Origin of the sequence: Pseudanabaena yagii GIHE-NHR1 (assembly GCF_012863495.1) — a bacterium.
Lineage (GTDB): Bacteria > Cyanobacteriota > Cyanobacteriia > Pseudanabaenales > Pseudanabaenaceae > Pseudanabaena > Pseudanabaena yagii.
On sequence record NZ_JAAVJL010000001.1, the window covers coordinates 1,330,032 to 1,345,883 of the forward strand.

The 15,852-nt window shown below is 41.9% G+C and carries 14 protein-coding genes and 1 pseudogene; 10 read left to right on the plus strand and 5 right to left on the minus strand.

Annotated elements, in window-relative coordinates; genetic code table 11:
- Nucleotides 1–32: 32 nt before the first annotated feature.
- The 3 genes and pseudogenes from HC246_RS06315 (at nucleotide 33) to HC246_RS06325 (ending at nucleotide 3,225) form a co-directional block, all read left to right on the plus strand.
- Nucleotides 33–1,312, plus strand: a pseudogene (locus tag HC246_RS06315) (ISNCY family transposase).
- Nucleotides 1,313–1,331: 19 nt separating this feature from the next.
- Nucleotides 1,332–2,657 (plus strand): NF041680 family putative transposase, encoded by a 1,326-nt coding sequence (locus HC246_RS06320; protein ID WP_211167767.1) that lies wholly within the window; start codon nucleotides 1,332–1,334, stop codon nucleotides 2,655–2,657.
- A gap of 193 nt (nucleotides 2,658–2,850) precedes the next feature.
- Nucleotides 2,851–3,225, plus strand: coding sequence for an STAS domain-containing protein (locus tag HC246_RS06325; RefSeq protein WP_169362640.1), 375 nt, complete (start codon nucleotides 2,851–2,853; stop codon nucleotides 3,223–3,225).
- 11 nt (nucleotides 3,226–3,236) lie between these two features.
- Here the strand turns inward: HC246_RS06325 and HC246_RS06330 are convergent, their stop codons facing one another.
- Nucleotides 3,237–4,148, minus strand: a complete 912-nt coding sequence (locus HC246_RS06330; protein ID WP_169362641.1) for a class I SAM-dependent methyltransferase — start codon at nucleotides 4,146–4,148, stop codon at nucleotides 3,237–3,239.
- A 672-nt stretch (nucleotides 4,149–4,820) separates the two neighbouring features.
- Nucleotides 4,821–6,833: an NAD(P)H-quinone oxidoreductase subunit 5 gene (locus HC246_RS06335; RefSeq protein WP_169362642.1), complete on the minus strand. Its 2,013-nt coding sequence runs from the start codon at nucleotides 6,831–6,833 to the stop codon at nucleotides 4,821–4,823.
- A gap of 223 nt (nucleotides 6,834–7,056) precedes the next feature.
- Between HC246_RS06335 and HC246_RS06340 the strand changes: the two genes are divergently transcribed.
- The 5 genes from HC246_RS06340 (at nucleotide 7,057) to HC246_RS06360 (ending at nucleotide 10,549) form a co-directional block, all read left to right on the plus strand.
- Entirely contained in the window at nucleotides 7,057–8,214 is a 1,158-nt protein-coding gene (locus HC246_RS06340) for a pyridoxal phosphate-dependent aminotransferase (protein ID WP_169362643.1), read from the plus strand.
- A gap of 171 nt (nucleotides 8,215–8,385) precedes the next feature.
- A complete protein-coding gene (locus HC246_RS06345; protein ID WP_169362644.1) occupies nucleotides 8,386–8,817 on the plus strand; it encodes an Hpt domain-containing protein in 432 nt (143 codons plus the stop codon).
- A gap of 28 nt (nucleotides 8,818–8,845) precedes the next feature.
- Complete coding sequence (arsS, locus tag HC246_RS06350) at nucleotides 8,846–9,838, plus strand: arsenosugar biosynthesis radical SAM (seleno)protein ArsS (RefSeq protein ID WP_169364505.1); 993 nt, start codon at nucleotides 8,846–8,848, stop codon at nucleotides 9,836–9,838.
- A 122-nt stretch (nucleotides 9,839–9,960) separates the two neighbouring features.
- Complete coding sequence (locus tag HC246_RS06355) at nucleotides 9,961–10,233, plus strand: AbrB/MazE/SpoVT family DNA-binding domain-containing protein (protein WP_169362645.1); 273 nt, start codon at nucleotides 9,961–9,963, stop codon at nucleotides 10,231–10,233.
- The gene (locus tag HC246_RS06360) at nucleotides 10,217–10,549 is read left to right on the plus strand and encodes a type II toxin-antitoxin system PemK/MazF family toxin (RefSeq protein ID WP_169362646.1); all 333 of its coding nucleotides are present in this window, start codon (nucleotides 10,217–10,219) and stop codon (nucleotides 10,547–10,549) included. The genes HC246_RS06355 and HC246_RS06360 overlap by 17 nt, the downstream gene beginning before the upstream one ends.
- Nucleotides 10,550–10,605: 56 nt before the next feature.
- Here the strand turns inward: HC246_RS06360 and HC246_RS06365 are convergent, their stop codons facing one another.
- Nucleotides 10,606–11,544 (minus strand): AAA family ATPase, encoded by a 939-nt coding sequence (locus HC246_RS06365; RefSeq protein WP_169362647.1) that lies wholly within the window; start codon nucleotides 11,542–11,544, stop codon nucleotides 10,606–10,608.
- 362 nt (nucleotides 11,545–11,906) lie between these two features.
- Between HC246_RS06365 and HC246_RS06370 the strand changes: the two genes are divergently transcribed.
- The gene (locus tag HC246_RS06370) at nucleotides 11,907–13,271 is read left to right on the plus strand and encodes a DUF3084 domain-containing protein (protein WP_169362648.1); all 1,365 of its coding nucleotides are present in this window, start codon (nucleotides 11,907–11,909) and stop codon (nucleotides 13,269–13,271) included.
- A gap of 2 nt (nucleotides 13,272–13,273) precedes the next feature.
- Entirely contained in the window at nucleotides 13,274–13,564 is a 291-nt protein-coding gene (locus HC246_RS06375; protein WP_169362649.1) for a hypothetical protein, read from the plus strand.
- A 25-nt stretch (nucleotides 13,565–13,589) separates the two neighbouring features.
- Here the strand turns inward: HC246_RS06375 and HC246_RS06380 are convergent, their stop codons facing one another.
- On the minus strand, nucleotides 13,590–14,228 hold the full coding sequence (locus HC246_RS06380) for a hypothetical protein (RefSeq protein WP_169362650.1): 639 nt from the start codon (nucleotides 14,226–14,228) through the stop codon (nucleotides 13,590–13,592).
- 109 nt (nucleotides 14,229–14,337) lie between these two features.
- Nucleotides 14,338–15,477, minus strand: coding sequence for a hypothetical protein (locus tag HC246_RS06385; protein ID WP_169362651.1), 1,140 nt, complete (start codon nucleotides 15,475–15,477; stop codon nucleotides 14,338–14,340).
- Between the last annotated feature and the right edge of the window lie 375 nt (nucleotides 15,478–15,852).

Below are 15,852 nucleotides of genomic sequence, written 5' to 3' on the forward strand. Positions count from 1 at the left end.
GAGCTTTGAAAGCACAAGGCTCATTCGACAGAATTGTAGAAATTTTCCGACAACAACTAGAATCATTGCCAGACAAGCGGACAGGCAAAAATAGTCGCTATGGCATGGAAGATGCAGCCATGAGTGCATTCAGTGTATTTTTCACTCAAAGTCCATCATTCTTGTCTTACCAGCGGACAATGGAGCAGACAAAAGGGCGAAGCAACGCCCAAAGTTTATTTGGGGTGCATAAAATACCAACGGATAACCATATCCGAGACTTGCTAGACCCAGTGCAACCTAAAGAAATGTTTCCAGTGTTCGAGACAATCTTGGAGACGATAGAGCAAAAGGGGAAACTGCAAGGATTTCGAGGATTCGCCAACAATCTATTAATGGCGCTAGATGGGACAGAGTACTTTAGTTCAAAACAAATACACTGTCACCATTGTTCGAGTAGGAAAATGAAATCAGGAGAAATTCATATTTTCATAGCGTAGTTACGCCAGTTATCGTCAGTCCACATCAATCGCAAGTGATTCCCCTAGTACCAGAATTTATTGTGCCGCAGGATGGAAATGACAAGCAAGACTGTGAGAATACAGCCGCCAAAAGATGGTTGTTACAACATGGCAGTAAGTACAGTGCATTCAAGGTAACTGTTTTGGGTGATGACCTTTATTCTCGCCAACCCCTCTGCCAAATGCTATTAGAGCAACAGTTCAACTTCATCTTAGTCTGCCGCCCCGAATCTCACCCCACTATCTATGAGCATATAGAAGGGATTGCTTTGCCAACGGTGGTTGTCAATAAGTGGACAGGGAAAGTTCAAGAGACCTATACCTACCAATATGTCAATGGGCTACCTATCAAAGATGGTGACGATGCTTTGCTGGTTAACTGGTGTGAACTAACTGTGACTAGACCTGATGGCAAGGTAGTTTACAAAAACTCTTTTGCCACCAATCACCTGATTACTGAGCAAACAGTGGTGGAAATCGTGCTGGCTGGTCGTACTCGTTGGAAAGTGGAAAATGAGAATAACAATACTCTCAAAACTAAGGGCTACAACCTAGAACACAACTTTGGACATGGCAAGGAGCATCTTGCTTCATTCCTAGCCACCCTCAATATTTTGTCCCTACTATTTCACACGTTATTGGAATTGGTCGATGACAAGTACCAGTTATTGCGCTCTCATTTGCCAACCCGCAAAACCTTTTTTAACGATTTACGCGCCTTGACTCGATATCTTGTTTTTGATAGTTGGGATCATCTTTTGACTTTTATGATTCAAGGTTTGGAGTTAGATCTCCCTCCCAACAGTAGTTAATTTTTCATAATGAGAATTGCTGCCTTCTTTAACTCCATTAAATTTTTGTCCTGTACTTATTGATAAACTACAAGACTTTCGTCAACAGGTATATAGATTTTTAGGGAACGGACGGGATGCAATATTTGACTTGATGGATGCAGTATTGACCAGTCCGAGAGTGAAATCATTTGTAGAATTATCGTTATCCGCAGTGTATCGAAGAAAATGGTCAAGTCTGTATGAATCATTAAAAGACAGTCGCCCCAACCGAGGCAGGATAAGACGGTTATGTGTGGAACAAATACCCAAAGACATCCGCCCTTTGCTAGCAGGAGACCATACAGGATGGGGAAGACCCCATGCCAAAACGCTAAAAGACAGGAGTTTTGTGCATCAACCGAATTTGGTAGAAGGGAACAAACCGATCGTGTTAGGGCATGACTACAGCACCTTGGCATGGATACCAGAGATGACAGGGAGTTGGGCAATCCCGTTATGTCACGAGCGGATCAGTAGTTTTGAGACAGCAGGGCAAAGAGCCGCATTCCAACTGAGTCAAGTATGTCGAGATTTAACGGTAAGACCAATCGCTACTTACGACAGTGAATATGGCAGTGCCGTCTTTATGAATTTGACTGAGGATATCCCTGCCGATTTACTAATACGTCTACGTCCTAACCGATGCTTATACAAAGCCCCTGCGCCCTACAGTGGTTATGGTCGTCCTCGTAAGCATGGGGATAAATTCCAACTTGCCAATGCTGATAGTTGGGGAGAGCCATCGGCAACTTTTAGCTTAGAAGATGAGACGGTTGGACAGGTGCAAATCCAGCAATGGTCTAACTTACACTTTCGGCAAGCAGCCCAACGACATATTCAAGTTATTCGAGTTACACATTCTCATTGCTCTGGTTTGTGGTTAGCTTGGGTGGGTGAACAGATGCCGACTTTAGACTCCCTTTGGCGCTTGTACTTACGTCGTTTTGCCATCGACCATTGGTATCGTTTTGCCAAACAAAGATTACATTGGACTCTTCCCCATTTGTTGACTCCTCAGCAAGCTTTGCGTTGGAGTGACCTTATGCCTTTACTCTCTTGGCAATTGTGGTTGGCTCGTCAACTGGTTATTGATACTCCTTTGCCTTGGCAGAAACCTCAAACCAATCTTAATTTTGGTCGAGTCGCTCAGGGCTTTGCCGCACTTTTGGTCAGGATTGGCTCTCCTGCTTGTTCTCCCCAACCTCGTGGTAAGTCTCTCGGTTGGAAATCTGGACGCAAGCGTTCTCCTTTTTCTCGCTTTCCTGTCGTCAAAAAACGAGCTTCTCGCTCGAAAAAGGTCAATCAAGACTACCTTAATTCCTAACTTTCAATATTCTCTTTTTCTCTCTCTTGCTTTTTCTCAGTTCTCCGTTTTCTGGGTCACTTTTTCCTGCTCTTTTTCTGATTCTCTTAATCAACTTAGTCTAAATTCCAGTTTGCTAAGTTTGAGCAACAAAAATCTTGCTAAGGCATTCTCAAGTTAAACTACAAATTATTTTGCTCTCAAGATAAAATCTATGGCTTTGCAAATCCTGATTGACAATACTAGCACCAACACATTATCCGTAGCATTGGACGGACAACTTGATACCTTGACCGCTAATGATTTAGAAACATCTATTCAAACTAATCTGCAACAGGATACTCAGACTTTAATTTTTGATCTTCAGAATTTGAGTTTTGTTTCCAGTGCGGGGCTGAGAGTATTTGCCAAAGCAAGAAAAACTCTAAAACTAAGAAACGGTAAGGTATTTTTTACAAACCCTACACCTCAAGTCAAAAAAGTATTTGATATTGTCAAGGCTGTCCCTATTTCTGAAGTATTTGCCAGCACTGAAGAGCTAGATGCCTACTTAACTGTGATGCAGACTGAAGTGGAAGATAATCAGTAAGCAGAGATGTTTTAGGCTTCATTTGGGGAGATATCTTTATTCCGTTGAGCAATACACATTAGTGATAGAGCAGCTTCGGAGGAATAGGGATTTATTCCCGATAAGAACTGACCTAGTCGATATCTCCAATGAGGTGGTTTCCCAATATTTCCAGAGAGTACATCAGCACCTACAGTATGGTTATGAGGGTAAAGCTTAACTTCAAAACCCATAGGTTCAAGGATGCTGCGAAATAAATTGGGTGTAACACCATCCCCAGGCTTGTGATGTGTTTCAGTTGATAAAGCACAAAGCCTCTCTTCTTTAGGAATGTGAAGATTATTCAAAAACATTTTATAAATTGAGAGTCTCACTTTATAAAACAGCATCGCAATACCCTTAAAGTCCCAAGCAGTTAGTTGCGGATCATGATCAATTACTAAAAGCCCGCCAAGACGGACAAGTCGAGCTGCTTCTGACAGAGCTTTGGACATATCATCACAATGATGTAGAGTTGCATTAACTGCAACAATGTCGGCAAATTTAGAAACAAATGGAAGGTTTTGGGCATCTGCTAATAGTGGAGTATAGCCAATTTCTCTAGCCATTTCTAAGGCTCCTCGACTAACATCAACACCTATTAAAATCTTGGGCATTCCACCCAGTGTGGCATATAAATTTCCTGGACCACAGCCAATGTCAATGACTATTTTATTATCCCAACCTCCTGTAGCAGCAATCCACCGTTCTTTAAAGTTTGCATGACGATGACAGGCAACAAAATAGGTTTTCGCCCATTCTGGATGTCCGAAATAATAACTATTAGCTAAAAGCCAAGAACTAGGCTCAGGGATTAGACATTCTGGAATAGAGTTCTCATTAAAGATAACAGCCTTATCAGATGACAGATATTCTTGCAAAATTTGAGCTTTTTCTTGTGACATAAAGTTTATTTGATAAACGTTCTAAGAACTCCAAATTAAGATTTGAAAGTAGGAGAATATCCATACAGAATTCTCTCCATCAAATTATTTGGAATTTACACATGAATAAATGTTATCAAAAAATATAAAGAAATAAATATAATACCGCGATATAACAAAGACTTTATGGCAATTTTTGGTTTAAATCCAGGAATATAAATTCCTAGAATGTTTACTATGATTAACTTTTAAGTCTTTTTAACTGGCATATTTTTTACAAAAAATATGTTTATAAAATATATATACTCATTTTTCGGTTGATAGCTTTGTATTTTTAAGCAAAAACAACACAAATAGTTTCGTTTTTCTTGCATAAATTCATTATTTGCTCGCTATTTACTTCTAAGTCTCTAAACTATTCCCTGAGTCCTAAATTTGGCAAAAACCATGAAAAAAGAGAGCGCTTTGCACTCTCTTTTTTCATGGTTTTTACTTGGATGAGTTGGGTTAGAGACTAATTAAGATTTATTAAGAAGCTTGCTAGTCTCAATAATTGTAATTTTGATAAATAGCTGGGTCCAATTAAATATAAAACCCCAAAACCTGTGGCGCACGCACAGCGTGCGCCACAGGTTTTGGTTCTGTTTTTTTAACTACGCTTAGCTACTTATTTCCAAAATCATCGATGGTTGATTAAATCGAAGTCACGATGACGAAACCGAGAACACCGATGAAAATGACGAGAGCATAGAACTGCGCCTTGCCATTTTCAAAGTACTTCAAGCCTTCACCAGTAACGACAGTCACGAAACCTGCAAGGTTAACCACACCATCGACGATTTTGGCATCGACTTCTAGCACTTGACGGGCTAGACGGCGGGAACCGATTACGAATACAGCTTCGTAAATTTCGTCAATGTACCATTTGTTCTTGGAGAGCTTGTATAGAGGTGCGATGGATTTGGCGATCGCACTGGGATCGATTTTCTTTTGCAAATACATCAAGATAGCTAGAGAAATTCCAATCAAACCAATACCAACAGAACTTCCACCCATTAATAAGAATTCGGGAGTGAAGCCTTCAACAGGTACTTCTGTGATTTTTTCTGATGGCGCATGGATAAAGTACTCGAAGTAATTACCCAAGGGTGTACCGACTAAACCAATCAGCATCGAAGGAATTGCCAAGACCATGAGAGGAAAGGTCATCGTAATTGGCGATTCATGGGGCTTGCTAGCATGGTGATGTCCGTGACCATCATCAGCTTGAACTTCCTTACCTACGGAGTTTTCAGCTTTGACTGCGGCAACGAGTTTCTTGTCAGTGCCGCGAAAATCACCTTCAAAGGTGGTGAAATACATACGGAACATATAGAAGGCAGTGATCCCTGCGGTCAGGAAGCCAATTCCCCATAGAACAGGATTTGCCTTGAAGGTAGAAGCAAGAATCTCGTCCTTTGACCAGAAACCAGCAAAGGGGGGAATCCCACTAATGGCGAGAGTACCGATAAAGAAGGTGATGGCTGTGATTGGCATGTACTTGCGTAAACCACCCATCACGCGCATATCTTGGGCGACATCGGGATCATGTCCGACGACTTCTTCCATGCCATGAATGACGGAACCTGAACCTAGGAACATCATCGCTTTGAAGTAAGCATGGGTCATCAGGTGAAATAGACCTGCGCCGTACGCACCCACGCCCATACCCATGACCATGTAACCCAATTGGGAAACAGTGGAATAGGCTAAACCTTTTTTGATGTCATTTTGCGTAATGGCGATACTCGCACCAAGGAACGCTGTAAATGCCCCCGTCCAAGCGATCGTATTCATCACCGCAGGAATTTCCTCAAATACGGGGAACATACGAGCGATTAAAAATACACCAGCCGCAACCATCGTCGCGGCGTGGATTAATGCGGAAATTGGTGTAGGACCTTCCATTGCATCTGGTAGCCACACATGGAGTGGGAATTGTGCCGATTTAGCAGCAGGTCCCATAAATACGAGGATCGCAAATAGGGTAGCAAGTCCCACACTCAATCCACCCGACTCAACTAGTTGAGTCAGCTTTTCTCCCATTTCTGTGAATTCAAACGTACCTGTTGCCCAATACAAACCAAGTAAGCCTAGTAATAGCCCGAAGTCACCGACGCGGTTGGTGACAAATGCTTTTTGGCAAGCATCGGCTGCTCCTTTGCGATCGAACCAAAAGCCAATCAGCAAGTAGGAACACATTCCCACTAGTTCCCAGAAAATATAAATCTGTACCAAGTTGGGGCTAACAACTAAGCCCAACATGGAGGAGGTGAATAAACTCAGGTAAGCATAGAATCTGACATAGCTGGGATCATGAGCCATGTAACCATCGGTGTAGATTTGCACCAAAAAGGCAACGGTGGTAACGATGACGAGCATGAGTGAGGTGAGGTGATCGATCACAAATCCCATGTTCAGATGAAATAAGCCTGCTTGAGCCCACTCAAAGGTGTAGGTATAAGGAGCATGTCCTTGGATCTGACTCCAGAGTAGGTTAAAGGCGATGACGGCTGCGCCGCCTGTGGCGGATACGCTGAGGACAGACCAAAGCGATCGCAGTTTGTTGGTTGATTCGTTAAAGGTGATCAGTCCTGTGCCGATAATCAGTGCTGCGGCAAGTGGCAGCAGGGGAATCAGCCATGCGTATTGATATGCAAAGTCCATAGGTCGCGTTGAAACGCAAAGTTTACTGTAGAGACGCTTTTAAATGATTAGTGTACTATAGGGCGATCGGGCGCGATGTGTTAACTATGAGCATTGTTACTTATGAAGCTAAAATTTTAGAAAAAGTTAATGCTTGACCTCCTATTGCGATCGCAATTAGGATTGAGTAAAGGCGGCGCGTTGCGCCGCTTTTATTTTTTGTAATCAATCTAGAGATACGACCTTGACTACATTTCCGCTATCACAACGCGCCCTGCAAACCAAAGAATCCCAAATTCGTGAAGCCTCCCGTTACTGCGAAAAATTTGGTGCAATTAATCTCGCCCAAGGTTTGCCTGACTTCCCTGCACCAGAAGCACTTAAGGAATCCGCCAGAGCTGCGATCGCTTCAGACTTTAATCAATATGCTGATAGCTGGGGCTGGGAAAAATTGCGCGTAGCGATCGCCGAAAAAATGCAACGGGATAATCAGATTACCGTTGATCCTGATACTGAAGTTACTGTATGTTGTGGCGCAACTGAAGGCTTAAATATTGCCCTGATGTCGCTGATCGATCAAGGTGATCGCGTTTTAATTTTTGAGCCATTTTACGAAAACTACATTCCCAATTTAACAACGGTAGGAGGCATCCCTGAATTCATTACCTTACAACCACCACAATGGGAAATCACCCAAGAAATCCTTGAACCTGCTTTTAAAAAAGGAATTAAGGCTGTAATCATCAATAGTCCTGCGAATCCTACAGGGAAGGTCTGGACAAGGACAGAATTGGAATTAATTGCAAAGTTCTGCCAGCAGTACGATGTCTATGCCATTACCGATGAGATTTACGAATACATCATCTATGAACAAGAGCATATTAGCTTGATGAGCATTGAAGGAATGCGCGATCGCACAATTGTAGTGAATGGCTTCTCGAAAACCTTTTGTATCACTGGTTGGCGCTTGGGCTATACAGTTGCAAATCCTGTCCTAACTGCTGCCATGCGACGCATCCATGACTTCATTACGATCTGTGCGCCTGCCCCTCTACAACATGCAGCCCTTACGGCAATGCAGTTTGGACGCGAGTACTTTACCAATATGGCACTCGATTACAAGCGCAAGCGCGATCTGCTTTATCCAGCCTTAGTCGAACTCGGCTTATCGCCAGTACTTCCTAAAGGTGCGTACTATATTTGGACTGATAGCTCAGCGATCGCCAAGGATGCTGAAAGCGCTGCTTTTCGTCTTGCCAAGGAAGCCTTAGTAGCGGCTGTCCCCGGAACTTGCTTTAGTCATCCTGAACGAGACAAAGTAAATGGATTAAGATTCTGTTTTGCAAAGAAAGATAGCACGATTGCATTAGCAGTTGATAATTTGCGTAAACTAAAATTATAGGCAATTATCGTAATTTTCAAATGAGTATGCACTCATTTGAAAATCCACAATCAATCCTAGTAAAAAACCAAGTTTTAATTTTGCTTTCAGTAAAATTAAAAACGCTATAAGAAAAGACTAAGGTTATTAGTCTTTTTTGCAATTTACATCGCTATGGTTAGGAGCAAGACTATGGTTGAGAATATAGAAACCAAGGCGATTATAGATATATCGACAATAGTGCAAAACTATCCAGAATTTGCTGATTTGCCGACTTTAAACGTTGATACATTTCAGGGTTTACGCCAATCAATCGATGATGATCTAGCATTTTCTGACCTAGTTACGATTTATCTAAATTCTGCGGAAAATTTGCTAGAAGAAATTCAAATAGCCTTTGCTAATCAAGATCCCAACCAGTTTAGCTTGTCATCCCATTCTCTCAAATCAACCAGTGCTAGTATTGGCGCGGTCAGACTGTCGCAGATATGTAAATATTTAGAACAGGTTGGTAAAACTGGAAAGATCAGTGTCTCATCAGATATTTTGTATTTACTAACTAATGAATATGAACAAGTGATTCAGGCTATCCAAGTCCGTGTGATTGAGTTTATGGGAGAATGAGTGAGAAATTGACTTGGATTGTCTATATATGCAAGTTCCTGCGATCGCGATTACACCTTTTTCCCAGAAGCTCTCAGCCCCACTTTTAAAACATGATATTTCGGTGTTACAGATCAATTTGGGCAAGATTTGCAATCTCGCTTGTAGCCATTGTCATGTAGAGGCAAGCCCCAATCGCACCGAAGAATTATCTCCAGAAATTTGTCAACAACTAATTGAAATCATTCAACGCTTTCCTCAAATCCAGACAGTGGATCTCACAGGGGGCGCTCCAGAAATGCTGTACGGATTTCGTGAATTAGTGAAAGCAGCAAGAGCATCGGGCAAAGAAGCGATCACCCGTTCTAATTTGACAATTTATTTTGAGAAGGGCTATGAGGATATTCCAGAATTCTTTGCTCAGCATCAGGTGCGCGTTGTGGCTTCATTGCCCTGTTATCTTGAGGATAATGTGGACAAAATGCGTGGGAAAGGTGTATTTGACAAGTCAATTCAAGCTTTGCAATGGCTCAATCGCTTAGGCTATGGCAGCGATCCTCAGCTAATCTTGGATCTGGTATACAATCCCCAACTTCCCACTGCTAATAAATTTTCCCTTGCTCCCAATCAACAGAATTTACAAGCCGCTTACAAAAACCATCTTCAAGAGCATTTCGGCATTGTTTTTAATAATCTATTTACAATCACCAATCTTCCCATTGGTAGAAGTAAGTTCCATTTACAGCATCGCAAATTAGAAGAGGAATATACATCTTTCTTAGAAACCAATTTTAACCCGACGACACTCGGTCATGTCATGTGTCGCAATCAGCTTTCAGTGGATTATCAAGGGAATATCTATGATTGCGATTTTAATCAGATGGAAAACCTACCAGCGCGATCGCCTCATGGAGAAATCCTCACTATTGCCAAAATTCTAGAGCAGGGAACTTTGGATATCATCCAAGAAATTCAAACGGCTGACTACTGCTATGGCTGCACCGCAGGCAGTGGCTCTAGCTGCGGTGGTGCATTATTGTGACGCAATAAAACCCAGAAGAGAGTTCCGATGGAACTCTCTTCTAGGTTTTATTGACATAGAACATAAACGTAACTACAGTAATTACATGGTATGGCATATTAATTATTGCATGTATTTCAGTCATGACAAAACCGTCGCGAATTCATAGCATCAAGCTCATTTCAATTGGTAACTCTAAAGGTGTCAGATTACCCAAAGTTATACTGCAAAAGTATGGATTTTCAGACACATTACTTTTAGAAGAGACAGAGCAGGGTATTTTGTTGCGCCAAATGGATAATGCAAAACTATCTTGGGAGGAAACTTATCAAGAAATGGCTCAGGAACAAGAGGATTGGGAAGATTTTGACAATACGCTGCTAGATGGATTGGAGATGAATGAAGTCGGCTCCTAAAAGATATGAAATATATTTTGCGGATCTCAATCCTACATTAGGCAGTGAAATCAGCAAAGTTCGTCCTGTAGTTGTAATCAGTCAGGATGCGATGAACACATTGTTAGACACAGTAGTTATTTGTCCATTAACTTCTAAACTTCATCCAAAATGGCGCAGTCGTCTTCAGATTATTTGCGCTGGTAGCGAGGCGGAGATTGCTGTTGACCAAATTCGTACTATTAGCAAAATTCGACTAAAAAACAAGATTGACATTCTATCTGAAGATCAGGCTGCTCAATTAAGAAGGATAGTTACAGAAATGTATGGAGAATAGCCAAGCAAAGATTTATGGTAGTGTGGCAAAGCCACGCTACCATAAATCGCAGAACTCTAAGGAACAGTAACAACATCTAGTAAGCGCTGAATAATATTCTTAGGCGATCGCCTACCTGCGGCAATAATACGATGTCCTAACACGTAGGGTGCGAGAAACTTGACATCATCAGGTAGCACATAATTAGATTGGCGACTAGGATCGAGCGCTTGCTGGATTAAGGCATAGCTCTGAGCCGATCGCAATAATGCAGAAGTACCTCTAGGACTCACACCGAGAGTAATTTCTTCGTCATTGCGTGTTGCCCGCACCACATTAACAATGTATTCGCTAGTTGCATCACTGACTGGCACTTGGGTAGCAAGATTACGAATCTCTAGAACTTCTTCAGGGGTAATACATGGTTCCAAGTTCGCTGAGCCAATTTGCCCCGATTGCAATCTTTTGAGCATTTCCAATTCTTCAACTTCGCTGGGATAGCCAATGCTAAAAGATAACGCAAAGCGATCAAGTTGCGCCTCTGGTAATGGAAAAGTACCTTGATATTCAATTGGGTTTTGAGTGGCGATCGCAAAAAATGGTGAAGGAACCTTACGTGAGATGCCATCAACTGTTACTTGTGTTTCTTCCATTACCTCAAGTAATGCTGATTGAGTACGTGGAGTAGCGCGATTGATCTCATCAGCTAATAAGACGTTCGCAAAGATTGGTCCTGGCAAAAACTGAAATTCCCCCTTTTGAGGATTCCAAATGTTTGTACCTGTAATATCTGTAGGTAATAGATCAGGCGTACATTGCACCCGTTGAAATTTCCCAGAAATAGAAGCTGCCAGAGATTTTGCTAGTAAAGTTTTACCTACCCCCGGGACATCTTCGAGCAAGGCGTGCCCCCCCGCAAATAGCGCCACTAAGACTAGTTGAATGGCTTCATCTTTACCAACGATCGCCTTTGCGAGATTGTCAACTAACTGTTGTATTTTGAGTTGCTTTTCCATATTTTGCTCGTAAAAACCTATGCCGATCTATAACCCGCGCAAGCTGGACTAAATTTACTGATTATGGCTTGCTTTAGCGTAACACCATCATGATTATGACTGAGGGTTCCGCGATTTAATATAGTTATTGTCGCTTGTGTTAAGACAAAATCAAAACCCAAGAAGAGAATAGCGGCGCTTTGCGCCGCTATTCTCTTCTTAATACATTTGACTACAGCTATAAAAAAGCCAGTTTTTTGTGATGAGGCTTCGCCCTTATCAATTTTTAAAGATAGACAATGAAATAGGTTTCTATGATTGGGGCATTCGCAGTCTCTCTTGTTTGTCTGCTAAAATCAACAGCGTGAGGACTTAGGAGTTACATGGCTGGATATACGCTGATTTTAGCGATTTTGATCTTAGGTGGGATCATTGCGACCTTAGGCGATCGCATTGGCACTAAGGTTGGTAGGGCGCGACTTAGTATGTTCAACCTGAGACCGCGAGATACTGCGACCTTAGTCACGATCGCTACAGGTGGGATGATTTCTGCTTCAACCCTAGGTATTTTATTGTTACTAAGTGGACAGCTAAGGGATGGATTATTTCGCTTAGAGAGTATTCGTTCGGAGTTAGCAAGTAGTCAGGAGCAAAAACAAAAAGTTGAATCTGAGCTAAATGCTGCCAAGAATGAACAGGAAAAGGCTCAACAGCGCTTAGAACAAATTAATAAGTCCTTAGTCCAAGCTGTACGTAAACAATCAGAAACTCAAGCTTTGTTGCAAACGGTCGAAAATAAATTTCAAAAGGCAGATGAAGAACTAAAAAAGGCTTCTCAGCAAGAGGCAGATTTGCTCTCTCGCATTCAGAATTTAACTAAAGAGCAAGAAAATCTTCAAAATGAGAGTAGTCAATTACGACAGGAGAAAGAACGGATTTCTGGTGAGTTAGCCAGTATTTCCCGCGATCGCGAAACCCTCAAGCAAAAAGTAGATGAATCTGAACAACGTTTAATTGCGATCGAAAAGCAGAGATCGGAACTTACTTCCGAAATCGCCTCACTCGAAACTGCTCGTGAACAGTTGATTGTTAGCCTTGAGGCTTTACGCAAAGGTAACGTGGCAATTTTTGCTGATCAGATTTTATCAATAGGAGTCGTGCGTCCAAACCTCAGTAGTGCCGATTTACGTCAGGCAAGTATTCAACTCATTCAACAAGCGGAACGCAATGCCCGTGAACTGCTTGACTTCTTGCCTGATCAAGCTCCTAAGGAACCAGTTATCAAAATTACGGAGGCACAAATCGAAGGGCTATTAAATCGTATTAAGGATGGACAGAGCTATGTGATTCGGATTCTCTCCGCAGGTAATTTCTTGAAACGAGAAACTAAGATTGCTATTTCTGCAGATGTTACCCTAAACCGTCAAATATTTGCGCGAGGCGATGAAATTGCCACTTTACAATTCACTCCTAATCTTGCACCACAGGCTTTAGCCTCAAGACTCGAACAACTATTCCTACTAGTGAGTTTTCGGGCAAGACGTGAAGGGGTGTTAGCCAATCCGCTGACAGGTCAAGTTGGCAATTTCCCCCCCGATGCTTTGACAGAACTTTTTAAGATTGCTAGTGAGTTGAAATCGCCCTACGAAATTCGAGCTGTTGCCAAAGAAGCAATTTTTCCTGCGAGTTCGCTTACTCTAGAGTTAGTTATCCGTCAAAATGGTATTGAAATCGCTCGCTTTAGTTAACTATGGCAAAAATATCTCTATGCGATCGCTGTGACTTTTACTCGCACACTAGCTTCTTAGTTTGTGCCTTACATCCCTATGGTCCCAAATGGGGTGTTTGCTCAGATTTTGTCTCAGCAGATTTATGGGAACCCGATGATCCCAATAACTATGATCCCGCCATGGAATCAGAATGCGGTTGGCATCCGATCTTTACAGGTAAATGTCCTGAATGCCGCACATCATTTTCACGGATGCGGCTACCACCAGAGCAATGGCGTTGTAAATGCTGTGGATGGGAAGATGATTTGTAATCAAAATTTGCTGGACAAATTTTGATTACTCTTTGCGATCGCTCCAGATATCACGCCCTTTAATATTTTCAATTGTATTTAGTACGGCTGCCGAAGCTGCCATAATATCGCGCTCTTCACCACCAAGGTATAAACGCCCGAAACTGCCCACCGCAACAATTTCCAAAATATTTATTGAAGCAGCTTTTTCGGCTTCATTTGCCGCAAGGGCAGCATAGGCAGCAGGCTCAACCTCCATGATGTATAGAGTTTGTCCCGACAAAAGCATTTGCCCACGTCGGAAGCGATTAATTAATTGGGTTTGATGGGCATCAACATTACGAATAATTTGACTGGACAACAATCTTGGCTTAATCCGATCTTCTTCAGTTGCGCCTAGCATTTGTAGGATTGCTCTACCTGCGGCTTGGGCTTCCCCTTGACTAGCGGAGTGGATTTCTAGCAGTCCGTACAAGCGCTCAACAATTTGAACACCAGGTCTGACCGAAGTGGATTTGAGTGCCACATCAGTAATACGATTAATTTCAATACCGGGAGAAATCTCGATCCAGATGGAGGTATCACCTGGTAAGGGTAAAAAGCCTTGTGCAACTGTTCCTAAATAAGCAGCATGTTGTCTCTGTAAATTGTCTAAGTAGACATAGCTGCGTAAATCAATACCCAAAAAATTCTTCTCCCACTAGGCTTTTACTCGAGTTGACTGACTTCGCTAAATCAATAGCTTGATAGATCACCCAAGATGTAATTTTATAGCAATAGGTAGCACAGCACAGTTATAAACCAGCTTGTGCTTTGGCTACTACCTGACCATCTTTAAATTCAATGATGGCATTACTGCCCTGTGGGTTTTTCCAAGAGTAAACCTTACCCACACTATTATTCGCTGTATTTTCAGCTATTACTTTGCCCGATACACCAAAGATTTTTTCTACCTGCTCAACGGTCATGCCTTTCTGCACACGATTAAATTTATCTAAGGTAATTGGATTTTCCTCTTCCTGTGAACCATTATTTGATGGACTTGTTTTTACAGGAGCAATTTCTGAAGCTGTAGAGTTTGCGGTGGTAGCTATATCAGGTAAATTTGCGCGGGGCGTTTTTGGGGAAGATGAGGATATTGCAACTGGAGCACTACTTTGACCTGCGAGGTTTTGCGAAGTTGTAGTCTTGGGGCTTGATGGCTTGTCATTGGATGAACTAACGGAAGAGATTGCGGTAATTGGCTCAGTAACTCTCTTCGTCGTCATTGCTCTAACAAATGCGCCAATACCTAGCCCTAGGAGCATAATCGATAATCCTACGAGTACCAATTGCCAGTAATCATTGATAGGTGAGCGCTTTTTTTCTACCTGTTTCTGAACTTTAGCTAATGCACCATTTCTATTAGCAGATGTAGATGCTTCTAAATGATCGATTAGGTGAGCATTAACCTGTATAGGCGTTTCTTCTGTTGAATGTTTTTTAGAAAGGTTACTAATTGCCTTTTTTAATACAGAATCCTTAGAAAGCAGCGTTTCAGGGGCACGAACTTTAGGAGCATCTATTTTGGGAACTTCGATCTGCTCTGACTCCATCTCTAAGGTTTGAGATAAAGATGATTGTAGTGGCTCTAGCATAACTTGCTCCGTCCACAATAGACGCTGCTCATGTATTTCATCATCATTACGCCAACATTGCACCTTGAACTTCGCCACTGATTCTATATGCAAATTTTGGAGGTTACTAGAGATTAATGTCAGTAGTTTTTCCTTATCAATAGCAGAATCTGTCCTTATTTGTAGTTCTAAATTGCTATCAACAATAGTGACCTCAACATTAAGATGTTGATAGTTAAGGGGTTGTAATTCCTTACGGATAATTTCGGCGATCGCCTGTGGATCTCGTTGATGGGCAAGTTCGGCAATCGAAAGCATACTTTTGACTAATCGTCCTAGTCTAACTAGTGAATAGCTTTTGGCTAATCTTGGTTGTCTTATTCCAATACATTACACCTGCCTAGGAAAGGCTGCGATCCGCTAAATTGCGTGAGTGTGTTATGTATTCTCAATCTCGTTGAGCTAGTTATGAATATACACTGAAACGATTTAGTAGAGAAGCAGATTTTTTGAGGCGCGGCAAAGCCGCGCCTCAAAAAATCTGCTTCTCTACTTCCTAAGTAGCGATCGCAATCTAAAAATCCTCCGATTCCAAATACTCTATGTGTTTCTAGATACACAGGGGTTAATAAATTTCGGTCTTGCACATCACAAATCGGTAAAATCCTGATAGGGTTAATTTGGAAACTGTAA

What these genes read in the sequence shown, in the direction of transcription:
- HC246_RS06325 (WP_169362640.1), top strand. Translation starts at nt 2,851, where the DNA reads ATGGCTTTGCAAATCCTGATTGACAATACTAGCACCAACACATTATCC.
- HC246_RS06330 (WP_169362641.1), bottom strand. Translation starts at nt 4,148, where the DNA reads ATGTCACAAGAAAAAGCTCAAATTTTGCAAGAATATCTGTCATCTGAT.
- HC246_RS06335 (WP_169362642.1), bottom strand. Translation starts at nt 6,833, where the DNA reads ATGGACTTTGCATATCAATACGCATGGCTGATTCCCCTGCTGCCACTT.
- HC246_RS06345 (WP_169362644.1), top strand. Translation starts at nt 8,386, where the DNA reads ATGGTTGAGAATATAGAAACCAAGGCGATTATAGATATATCGACAATA.
- arsS (WP_169364505.1), top strand. Translation starts at nt 8,846, where the DNA reads ATGCAAGTTCCTGCGATCGCGATTACACCTTTTTCCCAGAAGCTCTCA.
- HC246_RS06355 (WP_169362645.1), top strand. Translation starts at nt 9,961, where the DNA reads ATGACAAAACCGTCGCGAATTCATAGCATCAAGCTCATTTCAATTGGT.
- HC246_RS06360 (WP_169362646.1), top strand. Translation starts at nt 10,217, where the DNA reads ATGAAGTCGGCTCCTAAAAGATATGAAATATATTTTGCGGATCTCAAT.
- HC246_RS06365 (WP_169362647.1), bottom strand. Translation starts at nt 11,544, where the DNA reads ATGGAAAAGCAACTCAAAATACAACAGTTAGTTGACAATCTCGCAAAG.
- HC246_RS06370 (WP_169362648.1), top strand. Translation starts at nt 11,907, where the DNA reads ATGGCTGGATATACGCTGATTTTAGCGATTTTGATCTTAGGTGGGATC.
- HC246_RS06375 (WP_169362649.1), top strand. Translation starts at nt 13,274, where the DNA reads ATGGCAAAAATATCTCTATGCGATCGCTGTGACTTTTACTCGCACACT.
- HC246_RS06385 (WP_169362651.1), bottom strand. Translation starts at nt 15,477, where the DNA reads ATGCTTTCGATTGCCGAACTTGCCCATCAACGAGATCCACAGGCGATC.